Raw genomic sequence first — 18,692 nt, 5'->3', positions numbered from 1 at the left:
TTAATTTGATATTTGAACCAGTAAGCCTGATCTGTGCACAGATAGGGACATTGCGCATTATAGGGGTCCAGCGTGGACCAGATTGTCAATCTGCCAAAGACGGAATCGGATTCCGCCATCGAGACGGCGCTTGGGCTCGACAAGACGGGTCGGCGCAAGTCGCGCCGTCGCGGCTGGCTTTATGCGCTGCTGGCGCTGATCGTGCTCGTCGCCGGGCTTGGCGCCTATCAGTGGTATGCCGGCTCGCCAGCCAAGATTGATTACACCACCGTGCCTGCCGCCAAGGCTGACCTCACCGTCGCGGTGTCGGCGACCGGCACGCTGCAGCCGCTCACCCAGGTCGACATTTCCAGCCAGCTCTCCGGCATCATCCGTTCGGTGTCGGTCGAGGAGAACCAGCAGGTCAAGAAGGGCGACGTGCTGGCGGCGCTCGACACCACCAAGCTGCAGGTCCAGATCGAACGCGCGGAGGCCTCCGCCAAGGGCGCGGCCGCCAATGTCGAGGACGCCACGGTGACGCTCGCCGAGAACGAAAAGGCGCTTGTCCGCGCGGCGGCACTGACCAAGCGCGGCATGGCGACCGACCAGTCGCTCGAGGCCGCGACCGCGACGCGCGATCGTTCCAGGGCGGCGCTCGACAGCGCTGAAGCCAATCTCGCCATCGCCAATGCCGATCTGAAATCGCAGCAGACCGACCTCGCCAACAGCACCATCTATGCGCCGATCGACGGCATCGTGCTGACGCGCTCGGTCGACCCCGGCCAGACGGTCGCCTCCTCGCTGCAGGCGCCGGTTCTGTTCATCATCGCCGCTGATCTCAGGAACATGGAACTGGTGGCGGCGGTCGACGAAGCCGACATCGGCGCGGTCAAATCCGGCCAGCATGCCCGCTTCACCGTCGATGCCTTCCCCGAGCGGCCGTTCGATGCCGAGATCCGCGACATCTCCTATGCCTCGGTCACCACCGACGGCGTCGTCACCTACAATGCGCGGCTTGAGGTCGACAACAACGAGCTGCTGCTGCGGCCCGGCATGACCGCCACCGTCTCGGTCGTCACCAAGCAGGCCAAGGGTGTGCTCACCGTGCCGGCCACCGCCTTCCGCTATCGCCCGGTCCAGCAAGCCGCACGCGGCTGGAGCCTGAGCGACCTGTTCACCGGCCGCATGGGCCGCCCCGGCGGCAACCGCCAGCGCCAGGCCGCCACGGTGCCCACCGACGGCTCACGCACGCTCTATGTGCTGGAGAACGGGCGTCCCCATCCGGTCAACGTCAAGATCGGCTCGACCGACGGCGAACTGACCGAGATCATTTCGGGCCTGGACGAAGGCGCGCAAATCATCACCGCGTCGCAGCAGCGGAGCTGATACCGTGGCCGCGGGCGCGCCCCTCATCACCTTCGACAAGGTCTGGAAGAGCTACGGCCAGGGCGAGGCCAAGGTGCATGCGCTGGCCGGCGTCGACCTTGCCATCCGGCGCGGCGAATTCGTCGCCATCATGGGGCCGTCCGGCTCCGGCAAGTCGACGGCGATGAACATCATCGGCTGCCTCGACACGCCGACGGCCGGAACCTATTCCTTCATGGGCATCGACGCCGGCCGGCTCGACCGCAACCGCCGCGCCATGTTGCGCAATCTCTATGTCGGCTTCGTCTTCCAGGGCTACAATCTGCTGGCCCGCACCACGGCGGCCGAAAATGTCGAACTGCCGCTGATCTATCGCGGCGTGGCCAGCCGCGAGCGCCGCGACCTTGCCATGCATGCGTTGGCGGAGGTCGGCCTTGTCGGCCGCGAGCACCACACGCCGGCAGAACTGTCCGGCGGCCAGCAGCAGCGCGTGGCGATCGCGCGCGCCATCGTCACCCGCCCGACGCTGCTTGTCGCCGACGAGCCGACCGGCAATCTCGACACCGCACGCACGCACGAGATCATGGAGCTGCTGACCCGGCTCAACACCGAGCTCGGCCTGACCATCGCCATGGTCACGCATGAGGCTGATGTCGCCGACTATGCCGAGCGCACCATCCGCTTCCTCGACGGTCACGTCGCCTCGGATACCATGAAGGTAGAGCTGGCATGATCTGGGAAACCGTCCGCCTCTCGCTCCGCTCGATCCGCCGCAACGTGCTGCGCTCGTTCCTGACCTTGCTCGGCATCGTCATTGGCGTTGCGGCCGTCATTGCCATGCTCACCATCGGCTCCGGCACCACGCAAAAGGTCAAGGCCGACATCTCCAAGCTCGGCAGCAATCTGCTGGTCGTCCGCTCCGGCCGCCCGGCCGGCCCCGGCGCTCCGGGCGGGCTCGACCAGGCGGTGCGTCCGCTGGCCGAAAAGGACCTGGCAGCACTCGTTGCCCATCTGACGGGCGCCCGCGCCATTTCGCCGGCCTCGCAAAAGCAGGTCCGCGTCATCTTCGGCACAGAAAGCCTGACCTCAGGCATCACCGGCACCGACAGCGCCTATCTCGATGCGCGCGACTGGAAGCTGGTGTCCGGCCGTCCGTTCAGCGATTCCGAGACCCGCTCGGGCACCGGCGTGTGCCTGATCGGCGAGACGGTTCGCCAGCAATTCTTCGGCGCCGGCGACCCCGAGGGCGAGATCATCCGCGTCAACCGCACCTCCTGCAAGATCATCGGCCTGCTCGAGCCCAAGGGCTATACCGGCTTCGGCCAGGACCAGGACAATGTCGTGCTGATGCCGCTGCACGCCTATCAGCGCCGCATCGCCGGCAACCGCGACATCGACAACATCTACATCGCCGCCGACGACCGCACGCCGACCAGCGAACTGCAGCCGCGCGTCGAGGACATCTTGCGCGATGCGCGCCGCATCACGCCCGAACGCGAGAGCGATTTCGCCATCCGCGACATGACCCAGATCGCCGACGCCATGGCCAGCGCCACCACCACCATGACCGGCATGCTGGGCGCGGTGGCCGGCGTCAGCCTGCTGGTCGGCGGCATCGGCATCATGAACATCATGCTGGTCTCGGTCACCGAGCGCACCCGCGAAATCGGCATCAGGCTGGCCATCGGCGCGCATGAAAAGCACATCCTCATCCAGTTCCTGGTCGAGGCGACGGTGCTGTCGCTGCTCGGCGGCATCATCGGCATCCTGATCGGGCTGGCGCTGGCCGGCCTCGCCTCGGTGACGCTGACCATCCCCTTCGCGCCAAGCCCGGCGGTCATCCTGCTCGCCGTCGGCTTTTCGGCGCTGATCGGCATGGTCTTCGGCTTCTTCCCGGCGCTGCGCGGCGCCAGGCTCGACCCGATCGACGCGCTAAGGCATGAATAAGGCAACCCGGCCGGAGGTGCAGCTAGCGCTCCGACCGGTTTTGCACAGCCTTCGACGTTTCCACCCTACCCGCCACTGTCGTCGCACCGTTCGCGATGCTAGGGCAATTCACCTTGGGTGGAGGAATGCGGGATGAGCAAGAAAGCGCGACTGCTTCTGGCGATGGTCATCATCGAGGCCTTCCTTGCCGGCATCTGGTGGTATCTCGCCCGCTACGGCCTCGCCAATCCCGATCGCGTCACATCGGATTTTCAGGCAGTCGTTGGCCAGACCATGGGAATGGCGATGGGCGGCTTGCTGGGCATCGGCTTTATCCTGTTCCTCGTCGCCGCCCGCAATGATCGCAAGGTGGCGCAGGACAAAACGCGCCCTTAGAGCAATTCCAGGAAAAGTGTGAAGCGGTTTTCCCGGGAAAAGCGCATAGCGCTTTCCCTTGGGAATTGCGTCAAACCAAAGAGTCCTCGCCAGAAAAATGCCACTCGATCAACGGCTTCATGTGCGCTGACAGCCCGGCTGGCAGGTCGGCGGTATGGCGGATGATCACCGGCCCCTCGATCTCCGGCTCGGCCTCGGTAGCGACGAAGGCCGAGATGCGCCGGGCGATCTCGTCAGCCGGCGCCGTCTCGTGATAGCGGCGGAAGATCACTGTGCCGCTGTTGGTCGACAGGGCGTGCCAGCGCTTGCCGCGTTCAGCACCTGACAGGTCGAGGCCGGTTTCCTCGCGCACCTCACGGATCATGTTGAAATCGACATCGACCAGACCGTCGCGGAAATCGACCGGCTCGAACGAGCCGGCGGCGAAATAGACGCTGCCGGCATTGACCGTATGCGGTCCCATGCGGATAGCCACCAGCGCGTTGTCGCCGGCCACCAGCATTGCATGCGCATAGGCGTGCTCGGCGCCCGAATTCTCGCGCTGTTTTCGCCACAGCATGAAAGTCGAATAGGTGACCGCATGACAGCGGCCGACGAGACGGTTGTCTCGGTAGGCGAGTTGCGACAACAGCACCACCGTGCCGTCGAACAGCGCCGGATTGGCAGCGATCTCGCGCTGCCAATTCTCGGCGATCGCCTCTGCATTGTCCCTGGCGAAGGGATGCGGACCGGGATCGAGCCGGACGTCGACGGCGTCGACCGGCAGGATGACATTGCGCGGCAGGTCGAAACTCATGTTGCTCTAAGCTGTGTTGAGATTCAGGTCAGGCCGAGCCGAAAATGATGGCTTTCGAGAACCGGAGCGGAGCGGACATTTGGGTCCGTGAGCACCGGGAGCGCAGAAAGCCGTCGTTTGCAGGCCGGCATCACCTGAATATCAACACCGCTTAGGTCATGTCCAGGGTAATGGCCACCGGGCAATGGTCCGACGCCTTCGGCCGGTCCCAGCCGGCGCGCGGAAAGCGCTCCACTTCCTGCCCCGGCGGAAAAATGGTGCGCCAGGGCTGGCCGTTGCGGATGATGTCGGGAACGGCCGTCGCGTTGCTGGCGGCAAGCCCCTTCGACAGCAGGATGTAGTCGAGCTGGCACAGATGCCGCTCTTCCGGTCCGCGCGTGTGGTACAGACTCCAGCGGTTCATCTCCGGCCGCCGCTCGACGACGTTTTCGCAGAAGCCGCCTTCTGTCAGCACATTGATGCAGGACACGGCCTCGTCCACCACCTCGAAGCGGTAGCCGTCGATCGCGTCGCCGGCGATCTTCACGCGCTGGCGATAATCATTCATGTCGCCGCAGATCGCCCAGCGCTTGTCGGCGGCCTGCTCCCCACCGAAGCGCTCCTCGATGATCCGTCGCACAGCCTGCGCCTCCGCGATGCGCACCGGCATCGTCGCCTCGCGCCCGTCGAGCCCGTTGCGCGGCGAGCCCATCGACTTGAAATGCACGAGGTAAAGCGTCAACGGCACGCCGCCCACGGTGACGTCGATCTCCAGGCAGTCGCGCCGGAAGATGCGCTCATTGGCCTGGTTGCCGAGGGCCGCCAGCTCCGGCGTGTGCAGTCCGAACTGCTCGTAGGTGACATAGGCGTGGCTGGTCATGCGCACGAATTCGATCGGCTGGCCCTGCGCGGTTTCGTTGCGCATCATCACGGCAACGTCGATGCCGCGCGAATCATTGCCCGACGTGGTGTATTTCTGCCGGTAGCCCTGCCCCACCATCTTGAACAGATAGCCATATTCGAAAGCCTTCAGCGCCTCGATATTGTCGACTTCCTGCATGCAGATGATGTCGGCGCGGGTGGCCGCGATCGCCAGCGCCGTAAGTTGGCGCGTATCGTCGGACTGGGCGATGGCGCGGGCCTGCTCCAGCGTCCTGTATTCGGCTTCGCTCTGGATATCGAACAGCGCCAGCGTGCGATCCTCGTTGAGCTGGTTGCGATAGCCGGAATAATCGAACCTGTTCATCAGGTTCTCGACATTGAAGGTGGCAAGGCGCAGCGACATGCCATGACCTTTGCCCGCAAGCGCTGGAGAAAACAAGCTCGCAGGACCACCAGCGCAGATCGATTGGTCCTCGGGCATTCGCGCCATGGTTGACGGAACCTTTCCGTTCATCCGCCGTTCAGATGCAAACATCCATTGTTGCCCCATTCCTCGGGTGGGCGTGGGGCCTGTAACTCTTGGAGAGTGCAATGAATTCGCTCTTTTCTTCCACGGTCAAATCCGGGCTGATAGCCCTCGGTATCCTTTCCGGCGTCACGGCGCCGTCCGCCGCCGGGCCGATCCTGCAGCCGAACATGTCGATTCCCACCAGCACGGCGCCGCCGACGGTCACGCCAGTGCGCGACAGCTGGGCGGGCGGCAACGACCGTCAGTTCAACAACGATTGGAGATGGCGCCGCTCGGGCAACTGGAACGGGGGCCGTCGACACTGGAACGGTGGCGGCAACTGGAATGGCGGAGACGACTGGCGTTGGCGTCACGGCCGCCGCCACTATCATGGCCGCCATCACAATGATGGCGCGGCCGCACTCCTGGGCCTTGGGCTGGGGCTCGGCATCGGCAGCATGTACAACAACTACAACTATTACGATGCGCCGCCGCCGCGTCGCTACTATCGTGCCGGCCGGCTTTCGAGCGCCCATGTTCAATGGTGCTACAACCGTTACCGGTCGTACCGGGCCTACGACAACACGTTCCAGCCCTACAACGGCCCGCGCCAGCAGTGCTACTCGCCCTATTGATGAGCTAGCCTGTAGCTGAGTTGACCGACAGAATGAAAAACGGCGCCGCGTGGCGCCGTTTTTTTTTCGACTGTTCGAAGCCGCTTGTCTTCGAGCGTATGGGTCTTCGCTTAGTTCTTGGCCTTGTCGACCAGCTTGTTCTTGGAAATCCACGGCATCATCGCGCGCAGCTTGGCACCGACTTCCTCGATCTGGTGGCTGTCATTGTTGCGGCGGATGCCCTTGAAGCGCGACATGCCGGCGCGGTATTCCTGCATCCACTCCGAAGTGAACTTGCCCGTCTGGATGTCCTTCAGCACGCGCTTCATCTCGGCCTTGGTCTCGGCGGTGATGATGCGCGGGCCTGAGACATATTCGCCCCATTCGGCGGTGTTCGAGATCGAGTAGTTCATGTTGGCGATGCCGCCTTCATAGATCAGGTCGACGATCAGCTTGACCTCGTGCAGGCATTCGAAATAGGCCATCTCCGGCGCGTAGCCGGCTTCCACCAGCGTCTCGAAACCGGCCCGGATCAGTTCGACGAGACCGCCGCACAGCACGACCTGCTCGCCGAACAGATCGGTCTCGCATTCCTCGCGGAAATTGGTCTCGATGATGCCCGAACGGCCGCCGCCGACGCCGCAGGCGTAGGACAGTGCCAGGTCGAGCGCGTTGCCCGAAGCGTCCTGGTTGACGGCGACCAGGCACGGCACGCCGCCGCCCTTCTGGTATTCGCCGCGCACCGTGTGGCCGGGGCCCTTCGGCGCGATCATGACGACGTCGACCGTCGACTTCGGCTCGATCAGGCCGAAATGCACATTGAGACCGTGCGCGAAGGCGATCGCGGCACCATCGCGGATGTTCGGCGCGATCTCGTTTTTGTAGATGTCGGCCTGCAATTCGTCGGGCGTCGCCATCATCATCAGGTCGGCCCATTTGGCTGCGTCCGCCACGCTCATCACCTTGAGCCCGTCGGCCTCGACCTTCTTGGCTGTCGCCGAGCCGGCCTTGAGGCCGATGGCGATCTCCTTGGCACCGGAATCCTTGAGGTTGAGCGCATGCGCCCTGCCCTGGCTGCCGTAGCCGATGATGGCGACCTTCTTGCCCTTGATCAGGTTGAGATCGGCATCACGATCGTAATAGACGCGCATTTTGTCTTCCTTCCCGTTTTATGAATCAGAGGCCTTGCGGCCGGTTTTTGCTCCGAAAAGAGCGAGAAACTGCTGCGTCGCCCGCGCGGCATCGCCGTCGATCGCCACCTCAGTCAATTCCAGCCGGTCGCCGAGCAGCAGACGGATCTGCACATCGCGGGCGACCAGCCCGAAAAAGGTGCGGAACGCCGTCTCGGCATCCGCAAAGTCGAGCAGTCCGGCCTGGCGACCGGCCTCAAGCACCGGCTTCAGCCGTTTGGCCAGCGCGAAACGGCCATTCTCCAGCACGACCGCGCCAAGATTATCCTTGCCCGAACCCGCGTGGCCGACCGCCACACGGTTGAGGGCAATCGAGGTGTCGCTTGAAATCACCTTAAGCCAGTCCGAGGCAAACCGTTCGAGGCTTGCAGTCAGCGAGGCAAGATCGAGCCCCTTGCCGTCGACCTGCGCCACCCGCACTTTCGACGCCTGCCATTGCACCGTCGCCGTCAGCAGCCCGTCGCGGTCGCCGAACCATTTGTAGAGCGTTTCCTTGGAGCAGCTGGCGCGGCGCGCCACGGCGGTCATGGTCAGCTGATCGCCCTCCTCGACCAGCAGCCGCAACGCTGCGTCGAGCACGGCTTTCTGCCGCTCCGTCAGCGCTTCGCTGGTGTCTATCTCGGGCACGCTGTGCAACACGCTCTTCTCTCGAAAGGTAAGGCCACCAGTCATTCTGATGAGCCGTACCGTACGTTACGGTTCGGCATATTGCGCAATCCGAGGCCGCGCGCAAGAGGATGAGCGCAAAATATCTGCAAGTGGATGGGCGTTGCCGCGCTTAATCGCTGGCTGGCGGATGGCGCAACCGTCCAAGCAATGCCGAGACCATGGTCAACTCGTCCGCCGAAAGTTTGGCGCCAACCAGTTCGGCGATCGACCGTCCGTAGACAGCCCACATCTGGCGGCGTGTCTCTCGCCCGTTGGCGGTGATGCGGATGGTCTGGCCGCGGCCGTCATCGGCCACCGGCAGCTTTTCGACCAGCCCATCGGCCTCGAGCCGGACCAGCAGGCGCGAAATGTTGTATTGCGCAAACAGAGTGCGCTCGATCAGCTGGAACGGCCGCAGCCCGCCCTCACCCGCCTCGGCCAGCTCATGCAGCACGTCGTACCAGGCAAGCGGCGGCAGGCCTGCGGCCTTCAACGCCTCTTCAGCGCTTTCCATCAGCTGGCGCGAAACCCGCATCAGGCGAGCCCAGGCCTTGATGGCTTCGGGCGAAGGCGTGGCTCTCTCGGTCATGGCCGCATGCTTAGACGATAGATGCAGTTGCATCAAGCTTGACGATCAATGCATCCGCATCTATATAGATGCAATTGCATTAACTTTGGAAAGCCCCATGAAACACAAGCTCATTCTCGTCAGCCATCATCTCTGCCCCTATGTGCAGCGCGCCGCGATTTCACTGGCCGAAAAAGGCGTGCCGTTCGAGCGCGTCGATATCGACCTCGCCAACAAGCCGGGCTGGTTCAAGGCGATCTCGCCGCTCGGCAAGGTGCCGCTGCTGCGCGTGCAGCGAAATGGCGAGGAAACGGCAATCTTCGAATCGGCCGTCATCCTCGAATTCCTCGAAGAGACGCAGGCCAACCCCCTCCACCCTGCCGACCCCTATGCCCGAGCCCGGCACCGCGCCTGGATCGAGTTCGGTTCGGCAACCCTCAATGCCATCGGCCGATTCTATTCAACCTCGACCGAGGCCGGCTTCCTGGCCGAATCCAGCACGCTGTCTGCCATGTTCGATCGTCTCGAAGCCGAGCTGGCGGACGAGCCTGGCGGACCCTGGTTCGCCAGCAAGCACTTTTCGCTGGTCGACGCCGTTTACGGCCCGGTCTTCCGCTATCTGGACGCCTTCGACCGGATCGGTGATTTCGGCATCCTTGACGGCAAGCCGCTCGTCCGAGCCTGGCGCAAAGCCTTGAGTGAACGCCCGTCGATCAAGCACGCCGTGGCGCCGGACTACCCGCAAGGCCTGCATGCCTTCCTGCAAGCGAAAGGATCATACCTTTCGAGCCTCATTGGCCGAAACGACCCGGTCAAACCGGTTGTACAAGCCCTGCCCGCCTGAACGGATCGACCACGAGCAAGCGTTCGCTCGCAGCCGTCAGTTCTCGAACATGACGAAAGCCGCCCAGACCCGCGGGTCCTGCGCGCCAGATATCTTGCCGTCGCGGGCATCGCGACGGGCCTGGCGCAGCGCTTCCGGATAGGTCTGCCCGGCGGCCAGGTGGTCGTAGAAGCTGACCATGAAGGCGGCGGTTCCCGCATCGTCCACCGGCCATAGCGTCAGCAGCGAGCGCTTCGCACCGGCAATATTGATCGCTGTCGGCAGGCCGCGCAAACCGCCGACGAACGTCTCCTGGCCACGAGCCGTCTCGCAAGCGGACAGCACAAGCAGGTCGAGGTTCGACAGGTCCCACATCATCAGTTCCATGCCATAGAGCCGGCCGTCATCATCGTCGCGCTTCATCGATTGCCGGTTTCCCGACCGCGACAGCACCACCTCGCTCTGCCACAGCGCATTGACGGCGCCAACGCCGCCCTCTTTCTCGTCGCGATAGGCGCCGTGCGTGGCCAGATGCGCAACCGTCGCCTGCTCCATGTCCTTGCGCAGCGCCCGCTCGCTGGCCGCCGTTCCGGTAAGCATCTCGACCGAATATTGGTCCCCGCGCAGGATCGACGCGATCGCGTCGACCTCCTTGCGGGTGCCCGGCAGCGGCTCGGCGCCCTTTTCCGTACCGCGCGCATAATCCAGGCCGCCGGCCAGCAAGGCCTTGCCGGTCTTGGGGAAACTTTGATCGACGCCCGCGTTCAGAAGCGATTCCGGCCGCGTCAGCATGCGCACGAGAAAGCGGTCATCAAGCGACGCGCCCTTGCCGTCCTGCAGCAAGGGAAACGGCACCGAAAACAGTTTGCCGTCCGGCACCACGAAAAGCGTGTCGGCGCCACGAAGCGACGTCTCCAGAGGTGCGATGAGACCGGCATAGAGCCCGGTGAATGTGGCGTTCAGATCGACCAAAGTCACAGCGCCACGCTCCTGCGCGGAACGGGTCGATCTAAGGTTCGCCATGCGCGTTTCATGAGCAGCCGGGATCAGTCGGCGCGGATCGCCGAGATCATAGAGGCGCGGCTGCTGATCCTTGCGCGTGACGATCGCATAGAGGCGCTCGTCTTCCATCGGATCGGCGCTCTCGCGGTCCGCCCGCCACTTGCGGGTGATGAAATAGTCGACGAGCGCCTCATTGGGCTTCAGCAGCGTGCTGGCGGATGGCAGTGGATTGTCCACAGCGCTCTGTCCGAAACTGTATCTGGTCGTGACTCTCGTGATCGCCTTTTCGTACGCCGCCTGAGCCTGGTCGGGCTGCACGGCACCTGGATCGTCGGCACTGTCGCCACTGGAAGCAGCCTCCTGGTAGGCCAGGGACAGCCGTATCCCGGCCTGGATCAAATGCCGTGTCTCCATGTCGTTCGGATCGATCAAACGCGACAGTCTGCGCAACTGATCCCGCTTGTCGTTTTCGAGCGTCGGCCAGCGGCGCGCCGCTTCAGCGAATGCCGGCACTGCCGATGCGTTGTTTTTTGCCAGCCGCGCATAGTCGTAGAGCATGTCATCGGCCAAGGCCCGGCTGGCTTCAGCGACGACCGGGTTGGCGGCCGTGCTCACCTGGAACCAATTCCAACGCAACATGTCATCGTTGAGAGCCGCAAAATCGGCGGCTGCGGCCTCGGGATTCGACTTCGCCTTCAGGTTGGCCATAGCCTGTCGCGCGGCAAAGGTCAGCGGGTGCACCGAGCCGTATGTCGATCGGGCGATGCTATAGGCCCGATCGAGTTGGTTCATGCTGTTTTCGGTATCGCCCATGGCGGCGAAATGCGCGGCGAGCAGGTTGGCGATCTTGATTGCCAATATCTCGGGATAGCTCGCGTCGTTGGTCAGCGGCAGCAAGCGTGCGAGCGTCGGCGCGTCGAGCGGCTGTGCACCAGAGAGCGCCCTGGTGTAGAGCAGCCACGCATCGGCCTGCTCGACCAAATTGCCTTCCTGCTTGAGAACGACGGCAATGTCCCGGTCTTGCTGGAAATAGCGCAAGGCCTCGTCGTACTTGGCGAGGTCGAGATAGTCCTGAGCCGTGTTGTTGGCGCTGACCAGAACATTGAAATGATTTGGCCCGTAGTAGCCGATGCGCTTCTCAATCACGTTCAGATCATACTGCAAGGCGCGGGTTGGCGCGCCCATCTGGCGCAGCATATCGGCCAGATTGTTCTGCAGTTTCCAGGTGAAGCGATCATCCTGACCAAGCACCCGCTCCGCAATCTCCAGATTGCGCTGGTCAACATTGATCGCCGCAGCGATTTGACCGAATGCGGCGATCCCTGTCGCCAGCACATCGTTGGCATACATGAGTTCCGGGGATTCCGTGCCATGGTAATGGGCGTAAAGATTGGTTGCCGTAGCGCACATGGAAACGAAGCCCTGGTAGTCTTTCTCGGCCTGCTTCAGCATCGCGTAGTTGAGATAGAAATCGGCACGCTTCGCGACATCCTGCTGCATCGCCCTGGTTTTCAGGCCCTCGGCAAAAATCTCCTCGGCGTTGTCGAGAATCTGGTTGTTGAGGAACGTCGCACCGGCGTTCGAGTAACTCTCGACCGTAAAATCATAGAGGTCGCTTCTGGCGGTATCGAGAAGCGCTGCCCGCAACTGCGCATAACCTTCGTCGAAGCGTCCGACCTCCATCATCAGCTTGTAGGCCGCATCGATCCGGGCCTTCAGCGCCGCTTCACTGTCTATTGGAGCCTGCTGACTGGCCTGGCCTGTTTCTTGTCCGTGCGCATGCGGCAACGGCAACACTACAACCAATATCGCCAGGACGGACGCAACGACCTGCATCCGGCCTCGCGATTTTCGGACTATGGACATGACAGCGTTCATGCGGATCGGTCTGATGCGAAAACTCTAGGATGCGGTCGTATCATGACCCGGATTTTGTCTGAAATCCCACCGCGCTTCCGTCAGCCCGATCCGCTTGAACGGATCGATCACAGTGCCGGCTACCATCGAGGCGAGGAATTGCGGCGCCGGCGGGATTTTTGCCACCGTAGCCACCAGCCTGTCGCGGATGAAGGGCAACGCCACTGAATCCGACTGGTAGAACGGCGTGAATGCCAGCGACAGCGCCTGGAAGATGCGGACATGCCAGCGCCGCGCCTTCGCATACGCTTCCAGTGCTGCCTCCACGTTTGGCGTCCGCGCCAGCGCATGGCTGAGCGCGGCGGCGTCGAGCAGCGCCATGTTGGCCCCTTGCCCGAGCTGCGGGCTGGTCGAGTGCGCCGCGTCGCCGATGATGGCCAGCCGCCGCCCAACCGGCCGCTTCATCGTGTGGTGGCCATAGCGCGCCAGCGAGAGCTGGTCGAAACTGTCGACCTGGCTGGTGTACGCCTCGCTCTCGGGCCACAGCCGGACCACCCTTTCCTTCCAGGCGTTCAGACCCCGGGCGCGTACCTCATCGGCATCCGACGGCTTCAGGCTCCAGAAGAATGCCGCCATCTTTTCAGCGCCCGGCTCCGGTCGGCCGATCGGCAGCACGCCGATCATCACGCTCGCTCTGTCGTAGCGTTGCAGCAGCGCATGCTCGTCAAAACCTTCGCCGCACCAGCCCAGCGAGGCCCAGAACGCGCCATAGGTCAGCGGCCGCGGCTCGCCTGGAGCGCTTGCGCTGCGTCGCAGTTTCGAGCGCGAACCGCTGGCATCGACGACCAGGTCGAACGGCCCTGCCCTTCGTCCGTTGCCACAAATCAACGTCGCCCGTTCGCCGGTCTCCAGAGTCTCGATCTCAACGCCGGTCTCGATGGCGATCTTCTCGCGCTGCGCGGCCCGATAAAGCACGCCGAACAAGGCCGCCCGGTGCACCGCCAGCCCGAAACGATGGCCTCGCTGCGCATCGTAGCGGACGTCGAGCACAGTGCGGCCGCTGCGGGCGTCGGCGCCGTGCAGGCGGTCGATGCGGCTGCCCAGCGCCAGTATGTCGTCGAGCAGGCCAAGATCGGCCAGGACCGTCAGCCCGGTCGGCTGCAGGATCAGTCCGGAACCGACCGGCTTCGGTTCGTCGAAGCGCTCGAAGACGGTGACCCGATGCCCGGCGCGCTTGAGATAGAGCGCCGTAGCCAGTCCCGCCGGCCCGGCGCCCGCAATTGCGATGTCGTAGGAAATGCCAATGCCCCCAAAGCCGAATGGCCGGGACAATCCTTCAGCGGCCGGACGAAATCAAGTCGCCAACGGCCTTGTCCGGCTCACGCCCGGGCTGCATCAAAGCCGGCGCGCGCGTCGCGCACGGCGTCATGATTGAGCTCGGCCCACAAGATCAGCTGGTTCAAGGCGCCGAACATCGAGCGCCCAAGGTCGGTCAGGCTGTATTCGACGCTCGGCGGCTTGGTCGGGAACACTTCGCGATGCACATAGCCGTCGCGCTGCAAATCATGGAGCGTCTGGGTGAGCATGCGCTGTGAAATGTCGGGCACCAGCCGCCGCAACTCGCCGAAGCGGTAGGGCTGCTCGGCCAAGGCGCCCATCAACAGCGAACTCCATTTTCCGCTGAGACCCTGGATCACATCGCGAACCGGGCAATCGGCAAGGTTTCCGCCGCCAGTCATGGCTTTGTAGATCTCGAGCTTGGATCTGAGATTGACGATCTTGCTGTCCACGGATGGTTCCTTGGCTGTGCCTACCTCCCGAAAAACTGCCTTCTTTACGGCCATGGGTCAATTCCTATTTTAGAGCTGGTCTCTTTTTGAGACCGGCACCTGCCTCTTCCCTCCGACCCATGCCAGGATCACCAATGAGCAAAACTCTCCTCGTCACCGGCGCTTCCGGCCAGCTTGGCCGCAGCGTCATCAACCACCTGCTGGACACATTCAAGGTGCCGGCGGCGCGGATCATCGCCACCACCCGCACGCCGGCCAACCTTGCCGATCTGGCAGCGCGCGGTGTCGCCGTTCGGGCGGCCGACTTCGACGATCCGGCTTCGCTCGCCAAGGCGTTTCAAGGCGCCGACCGGGTGCTCATCATCTCGACCAACGAACTGGCAATCCAGGGAAAGCGGCGCCAGCAGCAACTCGCTGCCGTCGCCGCCGCGAAACAAGCAGGCGTCGCCCATTTGCTCTACACCTCGCTGCCCAACACCGAGCCGGGTTCACCGGTGCTCTTCGCCCCCGACCACTACGACACCGAACAGGCGATCAAGGCGAGTCGCATCCCCTACACGATCTTCCGCAATGGCTGGTATGACGAGAACCTGTTCATGGCGATGCCGCAGGTCCTCGCATCGGGCCAATGGTATACATCGGCGGGCGATGGTGCCATTTCCTATGGCGCGCGTGACGATCTCGCTGCTGCAATAGCTGCTGGGCTCGCTTCGGACACCAGCGCAAGCACGACCTACACGCTGACCGGACCCAAAGCCTATACGACCGCCGAGGTCGCGGCGCTCGTCACTGAAGTGATCGGCAAGCCCATCCAGGTCATCCAGCTTTCCGACGAAGCCCTGACCGAGGGAATGAAGTCGGCCGGTCTTCCCGAACCCATCGCCCGGCTGCTCGTGTCGTTCGACGCGGCCACGCGGGTCGGTGGCCTCGGCATGGTGACGGACTCGGTCGAGACACTTTCCGGCCGAAAGTCGAAAACGCTGAAGCAGTTCCTCGAGGCGAACAAGGCCGCCTTGGCCGGCTGAAGCGGAGTGACATGGACTGTGCCGTGAGGCACAGTCCGTTCGCCGATCCGCCAGACATGCCTAGATCGCCACCTGCGTGCCGATCTCCACCACGCGCCCGGTCGGGATCTGAAAGTACTCCGTCGCGTCGGCCGCCGTGCGAGCCAGGCCGATGAACAACCGATCCTGCCACACCGGCATGCCGGAATTGGGCGAGGCCTTGAGCGAACGCCGCGACAGGAAGAACGAGGTCGTCATGATGTCGAACTTCCAGCCCTGCTTGCGGCAGATCGCCAGCGCGCGTGGGATGTTGGGCTGCTCCATGTAGCCGAAGGTCAGCGTCACCCGCATGAACAGCTCGTTGACCGTCTCCATCTTGACCCGGTCGCTGTCGGGCACCACCGGCTGCGGCGCGGTCACCACCGAAAGGATGACGTTCTGCTCATGCAGCACCTTGTAGTGCTTGAGGCTGTGCATCAGCGCGGTTGGCGCGCTGAGCGGATCGCTGGTCAGGAACACGGCGGTGCCAGACACCAACTGCGGCTTTTTCTTCAACAAATTGCCGGCGAGGAAATCGAGCGGGATCTCGTTGCGGCGGGTCTTGTCAAACAGATAGCGGCTGCCGCGCACCCAGGTCCACATGGCCAGCACGATGGTGAAGGCCACGGCCAGCGATGCCCAGCCGCCCTCGAACACCTTGACGATGTTGGAGGCAAAGAAGCCGACGTCGATGAAACCGAACAGCGCCGTCAGCGAGACCGCCAGCCACAGCTTCCATTTCCAGATGCGCGTCATGACGACATAGAGCAGCACCGTCGTCACCAGCATGTTGCCGGTCACCGAGATGCCGTAGGCCGACGCCAGCCTGCTGGATTCGCCGAAGCCTACGACCAGCATCATCACCACCAGCGCCAGCAGGAGATTGACGCGCGGCATATAGATTTGGCCGGACTGTTTCTCCGACGTGTGCAGGATTTCCAGGCGCGGCAGCATGTTGAGCTGCACCGCCTGCCTGGTCAGCGAGAACGCGCCTGATATCACCGCCTGGCTGGCAATGACCGTGGCGGCGGTCGCCAGCACGACCATCGGGATCAGCGTCCAGCCTTCGTTCATCTCGAAGAACGGATGGCCGACGACGCCGTTCTTGGCCAGCACGAAGGCGCCTTGCCCGGCATAGTTGAGCAGCAGGCAGGGAAACACGATCGCCAGCCAGGCGAGCACGATCGGCTTGCGGCCGAAATGGCCGAGATCGGCATAGAGTGCTTCCGCGCCGGTGACGGCAAGGAAGATGGCGCCGATGGTGACGAAAGCGACGTCAGGCGAATTGATCAGGAAGGCGACGATGTAGTGCGGACTCACCGCCCACAGGATTTCCGGATCGGCGATGATGTGGTTGAGACCGGAAAGGCCAATGGCCAGGAACCATACCGCGGTCACCGGGCCGAACACCAATCCCACCCCGCCCGTGCCAAAGCGCTGCACCGCAAACACCATGGCCAGGATGACCAGTGTCAGCGGCACCACATAAGGCTGGAAGGTCGGCGTGACGACATTCATGCCCTCGACCGCCGACAGCACCGAAATCGCCGGCGTGATGACGGCGTCACCGAAGAAAAGCGATGCCCCGACGATGCCGATGCCGAGCATCAGCGCCGAGCGCTTGGGGAAACTGCCGCGCGCCAGGGCCATCAGCGACAGCACGCCGCCCTCGCCGCGGTTGTCGGCGCGCAGCACGAACATGATGTATTTGATGGTGACGATAATCGTCAGCGACCAGATGATCAGCGACAGCACGCCGAGAATATCGCCGCGCTGGGCGACATTGCCGCCCGACGACGCCACCAGCGCCTCGCGAAAGGCGTAGATCGGACTGGTGCCGATATCCCCATAGACGACACCGAGCGCGCCCAGCATCAGAACCTTGGTGCTGTGCTGCTCGACTTCCGAATGGCTCGATTGTTCGACGGGTTCTGCCTCACTACCAGTATTGGTAAGGGCCATGGACGACACTCCGATAAGCGCGCGGTGCTCTACGCTTGCTGCGATGCAATATCAAGTGCCGTCGCGTAATGGCTGCCATGCCTGCCACGCGAGGCTGCCATCGCTACCATCCGCAGGCCTTGAGGAACCGACCCACCGTGCCGGCCATGCCATACTCCAACGCGTCGGCTGTCAACCCATGTCCGATCGACACTTCGGCCAATGCCGGAATGCGCCTGGCAAGTGCCGGCAGGTTGCTGACCACCAGATCGTGCCCGGCATTGACCTGAAGCCCGGCAGCAAGGGCGGCGTCGGCGGTTTTTCCCAGTCTTTCCAGCTCCTTGTCCGCTTTTGCAGAATCGGAATGATAGCTGCCGTAGGGACCCGTATAGAGCTCGATGCGGTCGGCGCCGGTGTCGCGTGCGGCCGCCACGCAATCGGGGTCCGGATCGGAAAACAGCGACACGCGAAAGCCCCCCTTCTTCAGACGCTTGACGATCGGAGTGAGGAACGCGGCCTGGGTCGCGAAGTTCCAGCCATGGTCCGATGTCGCCTGGGCCGGATCGTCCGGCACCAGCGTTACCTGTTCGGGCTGATTCTTTTCCACAAGCAGCAGGAAATCCTCGGTCGGATAGCCCTCGATGTTGAATTCCGCGCGCGGAAACTCGTCGTCGATCAGCGACCGGATCGCGGGCAGATCGGAGCGTCTTGTGTGCCGCTCGTCGGGGCGTGGATGCACCGTCAGCCCATGCGCCCCGGCCGCGAGCGCAATGCGGCCGAGACCGATGACATCAGGCCACGGCAGGTCGCGCCGGTTGCGCAGCATGGCGACGGCATTGAGATTGACGGAGAGCTTTGCGGGCATGCGGGCGGCCTCGTAAAATCGTTCGACGCGCCACCTATAATGCCTTTAACGGGAACAGACAGGGGGTTTCGGGTGTTCCAAGCCTGATGAACGAACCCGGGAAAGGAACCGCCCATGAATTTTCTCGACACCGTACCGGCGATCCGCCGTCTCGAGACCAGCCGTGACGACCTCTTCGCCATCGACATCGTCGGGCACGTCTCCGCGGCCGACGGCGAAAACCTTTTCGGGCTGATGGAGGCTGCCTATGCCCTTCACCCGCGCATCGATGTGCTGGTGCGCCTCGTAGACCATGATGGCGTCGACTGGGCCGACATCGCGGACGAGACCCTGAAGCAGGGCGCCATCCATGCGTTGGAACATGTCGGCCGGTGCGCGACGATCGGCGAACCGGACTGGATAGCGGACGCACAGCGTTTCCTGCCGTCCTCTCCGCCCATCGAACTCAGGCATTTCAAGGCGGAAGACGAGGCCGCTGCCTGGCAATGGCTCGGCGCCAGCCCGATTGGCGGGCAATAGT

General features: G+C 63.5%; 18 protein-coding genes. 8 read left to right on the top strand and 10 right to left on the bottom strand.

The features are described 5' to 3' along the window. Positions 1–72 precede the first annotated feature (72 nt). From ACZ89F_RS11085 to ACZ89F_RS11070, 4 genes are all read left to right on the top strand, one after another. Entirely contained in the window at positions 73–1,365 is a 1,293-nt protein-coding gene (locus tag ACZ89F_RS11085) for an efflux RND transporter periplasmic adaptor subunit (RefSeq protein ID WP_476091837.1), read from the top strand. 4 nt (positions 1,366–1,369) lie between these two features. Then, positions 1,370–2,077 carry an ABC transporter ATP-binding protein gene (locus tag ACZ89F_RS11080; RefSeq protein ID WP_476091835.1) on the top strand — a complete coding sequence of 236 codons (708 nt, stop codon included), beginning with the start codon at positions 1,370–1,372 and terminating at the stop codon, positions 2,075–2,077. Continuing rightward, positions 2,074–3,291 (top strand): ABC transporter permease, encoded by a 1,218-nt coding sequence (locus tag ACZ89F_RS11075; protein WP_476091833.1) that lies wholly within the window; start codon positions 2,074–2,076, stop codon positions 3,289–3,291. The genes ACZ89F_RS11080 and ACZ89F_RS11075 overlap by 4 nt, the downstream gene beginning before the upstream one ends. A 132-nt stretch (positions 3,292–3,423) precedes the next feature. Then, on the top strand, positions 3,424–3,666 hold the full coding sequence (locus tag ACZ89F_RS11070; protein WP_476091831.1) for a hypothetical protein: 243 nt from the start codon (positions 3,424–3,426) through the stop codon (positions 3,664–3,666). Positions 3,667–3,736: 70 nt separating this feature from the next. On the opposite strand, the gene ACZ89F_RS11065 is transcribed toward ACZ89F_RS11070, so the two are convergent. Further along, positions 3,737–4,462, bottom strand: a complete 726-nt coding sequence (locus ACZ89F_RS11065; protein WP_476091829.1) for a hypothetical protein — start codon at positions 4,460–4,462, stop codon at positions 3,737–3,739. Positions 4,463–4,613: 151 nt separating this feature from the next. Next, on the bottom strand, positions 4,614–5,726 hold the full coding sequence (locus ACZ89F_RS11060) for an endonuclease/exonuclease/phosphatase family protein (RefSeq protein WP_476091827.1): 1,113 nt from the start codon (positions 5,724–5,726) through the stop codon (positions 4,614–4,616). Between the two features lie 188 nt (positions 5,727–5,914). On the opposite strand from ACZ89F_RS11060, the gene ACZ89F_RS11055 reads away from it, so the two are divergent. Beyond that, complete coding sequence (locus ACZ89F_RS11055; RefSeq protein ID WP_476091825.1) at positions 5,915–6,466, top strand: BA14K family protein; 552 nt, start codon at positions 5,915–5,917, stop codon at positions 6,464–6,466. A gap of 110 nt (positions 6,467–6,576) precedes the next feature. Here the strand turns inward: ACZ89F_RS11055 and ilvC are convergent, their stop codons facing one another. The 3 genes from ilvC to ACZ89F_RS11040 form a co-directional block, all read right to left on the bottom strand. Next, positions 6,577–7,596, bottom strand: a complete 1,020-nt coding sequence (ilvC, locus tag ACZ89F_RS11050; RefSeq protein ID WP_013531065.1) for a ketol-acid reductoisomerase — start codon at positions 7,594–7,596, stop codon at positions 6,577–6,579. Positions 7,597–7,614: 18 nt separating this feature from the next. Beyond that, positions 7,615–8,274 carry a TetR/AcrR family transcriptional regulator gene (locus ACZ89F_RS11045; protein WP_476091823.1) on the bottom strand — a complete coding sequence of 220 codons (660 nt, stop codon included), beginning with the start codon at positions 8,272–8,274 and terminating at the stop codon, positions 7,615–7,617. A gap of 139 nt (positions 8,275–8,413) precedes the next feature. Next, complete coding sequence (locus tag ACZ89F_RS11040) at positions 8,414–8,872, bottom strand: MarR family winged helix-turn-helix transcriptional regulator (RefSeq protein ID WP_476091821.1); 459 nt, start codon at positions 8,870–8,872, stop codon at positions 8,414–8,416. A 97-nt stretch (positions 8,873–8,969) separates the two neighbouring features. Here ACZ89F_RS11040 and ACZ89F_RS11035 point away from each other — a divergent pair, with 97 nt between their 5' ends. After that, the gene (locus ACZ89F_RS11035) at positions 8,970–9,695 is read left to right on the top strand and encodes a glutathione S-transferase family protein (protein WP_476091819.1); all 726 of its coding nucleotides are present in this window, start codon (positions 8,970–8,972) and stop codon (positions 9,693–9,695) included. A 36-nt stretch (positions 9,696–9,731) separates the two neighbouring features. Here ACZ89F_RS11035 and ACZ89F_RS11030 read toward each other — a convergent pair whose 3' ends face one another. The 3 genes from ACZ89F_RS11030 to ACZ89F_RS11020 all read right to left on the bottom strand — a co-directional run bounded on the left by ACZ89F_RS11030 (position 9,732) and on the right by ACZ89F_RS11020 (position 14,323). Beyond that, the gene (locus ACZ89F_RS11030) at positions 9,732–12,512 is read right to left on the bottom strand and encodes a CHAT domain-containing protein (RefSeq protein ID WP_476091817.1); all 2,781 of its coding nucleotides are present in this window, start codon (positions 12,510–12,512) and stop codon (positions 9,732–9,734) included. A 66-nt stretch (positions 12,513–12,578) separates the two neighbouring features. Continuing rightward, positions 12,579–13,865 (bottom strand): FAD-dependent oxidoreductase, encoded by a 1,287-nt coding sequence (locus tag ACZ89F_RS11025; protein ID WP_476091815.1) that lies wholly within the window; start codon positions 13,863–13,865, stop codon positions 12,579–12,581. A gap of 47 nt (positions 13,866–13,912) precedes the next feature. Beyond that, a complete protein-coding gene (locus ACZ89F_RS11020) occupies positions 13,913–14,323 on the bottom strand; it encodes a winged helix-turn-helix transcriptional regulator (RefSeq protein WP_476091813.1) in 411 nt (136 codons plus the stop codon). Between the two features lie 134 nt (positions 14,324–14,457). On the opposite strand from ACZ89F_RS11020, the gene ACZ89F_RS11015 reads away from it, so the two are divergent. Next, positions 14,458–15,348, top strand: coding sequence for an NmrA family NAD(P)-binding protein (locus ACZ89F_RS11015; protein WP_476091811.1), 891 nt, complete (start codon positions 14,458–14,460; stop codon positions 15,346–15,348). Positions 15,349–15,408: 60 nt separating this feature from the next. On the opposite strand, the gene ACZ89F_RS11010 is transcribed toward ACZ89F_RS11015, so the two are convergent. Both ACZ89F_RS11010 and ACZ89F_RS11005 read right to left on the bottom strand, forming a co-directional pair. Continuing rightward, positions 15,409–17,328: a potassium transporter Kup gene (locus ACZ89F_RS11010; RefSeq protein WP_476091810.1), complete on the bottom strand. Its 1,920-nt coding sequence runs from the start codon at positions 17,326–17,328 to the stop codon at positions 15,409–15,411. Between the two features lie 103 nt (positions 17,329–17,431). Continuing rightward, on the bottom strand, positions 17,432–18,172 hold the full coding sequence (locus ACZ89F_RS11005; protein WP_476091808.1) for a pyridoxine 5'-phosphate synthase: 741 nt from the start codon (positions 18,170–18,172) through the stop codon (positions 17,432–17,434). Positions 18,173–18,286: 114 nt separating this feature from the next. On the opposite strand from ACZ89F_RS11005, the gene ACZ89F_RS11000 reads away from it, so the two are divergent. Beyond that, a complete protein-coding gene (locus ACZ89F_RS11000) occupies positions 18,287–18,691 on the top strand; it encodes a SpoIIAA family protein (protein WP_476091806.1) in 405 nt (134 codons plus the stop codon). The last annotated feature ends 1 nt before the right edge of the window (position 18,692 follow it).

The sequence above is a fragment of the Mesorhizobium sp. USDA 3734 genome (assembly GCF_056279665.1).
The sequence above is the reverse complement of the archived record's forward strand: the minus strand, read 5'-3'. Positions and strand labels throughout refer to the sequence as shown.

Coding starts and splice junctions, on each gene's coding strand:
- ACZ89F_RS11075 (WP_476091833.1), top strand. CDS start 2,074: ATGATCTGGGAAACCGTCCGCCTCTCGCTCCGCTCGATCCGCCGCAAC.
- ACZ89F_RS11070 (WP_476091831.1), top strand. CDS start 3,424: ATGAGCAAGAAAGCGCGACTGCTTCTGGCGATGGTCATCATCGAGGCC.
- ACZ89F_RS11065 (WP_476091829.1), bottom strand. CDS start 4,462: ATGAGTTTCGACCTGCCGCGCAATGTCATCCTGCCGGTCGACGCCGTC.
- ACZ89F_RS11060 (WP_476091827.1), bottom strand. CDS start 5,726: ATGTCGCTGCGCCTTGCCACCTTCAATGTCGAGAACCTGATGAACAGG.
- ACZ89F_RS11055 (WP_476091825.1), top strand. CDS start 5,915: ATGAATTCGCTCTTTTCTTCCACGGTCAAATCCGGGCTGATAGCCCTC.
- ilvC (WP_013531065.1), bottom strand. CDS start 7,596: ATGCGCGTCTATTACGATCGTGATGCCGATCTCAACCTGATCAAGGGC.
- ACZ89F_RS11040 (WP_476091821.1), bottom strand. CDS start 8,872: ATGACCGAGAGAGCCACGCCTTCGCCCGAAGCCATCAAGGCCTGGGCT.
- ACZ89F_RS11035 (WP_476091819.1), top strand. CDS start 8,970: ATGAAACACAAGCTCATTCTCGTCAGCCATCATCTCTGCCCCTATGTG.
- ACZ89F_RS11030 (WP_476091817.1), bottom strand. CDS start 12,512: ATGCAGGTCGTTGCGTCCGTCCTGGCGATATTGGTTGTAGTGTTGCCG.
- ACZ89F_RS11015 (WP_476091811.1), top strand. CDS start 14,458: ATGAGCAAAACTCTCCTCGTCACCGGCGCTTCCGGCCAGCTTGGCCGC.
- ACZ89F_RS11010 (WP_476091810.1), bottom strand. CDS start 17,328: ATGGCCCTTACCAATACTGGTAGTGAGGCAGAACCCGTCGAACAATCG.
- ACZ89F_RS11005 (WP_476091808.1), bottom strand. CDS start 18,172: ATGCCCGCAAAGCTCTCCGTCAATCTCAATGCCGTCGCCATGCTGCGC.
- ACZ89F_RS11000 (WP_476091806.1), top strand. CDS start 18,287: ATGAATTTTCTCGACACCGTACCGGCGATCCGCCGTCTCGAGACCAGC.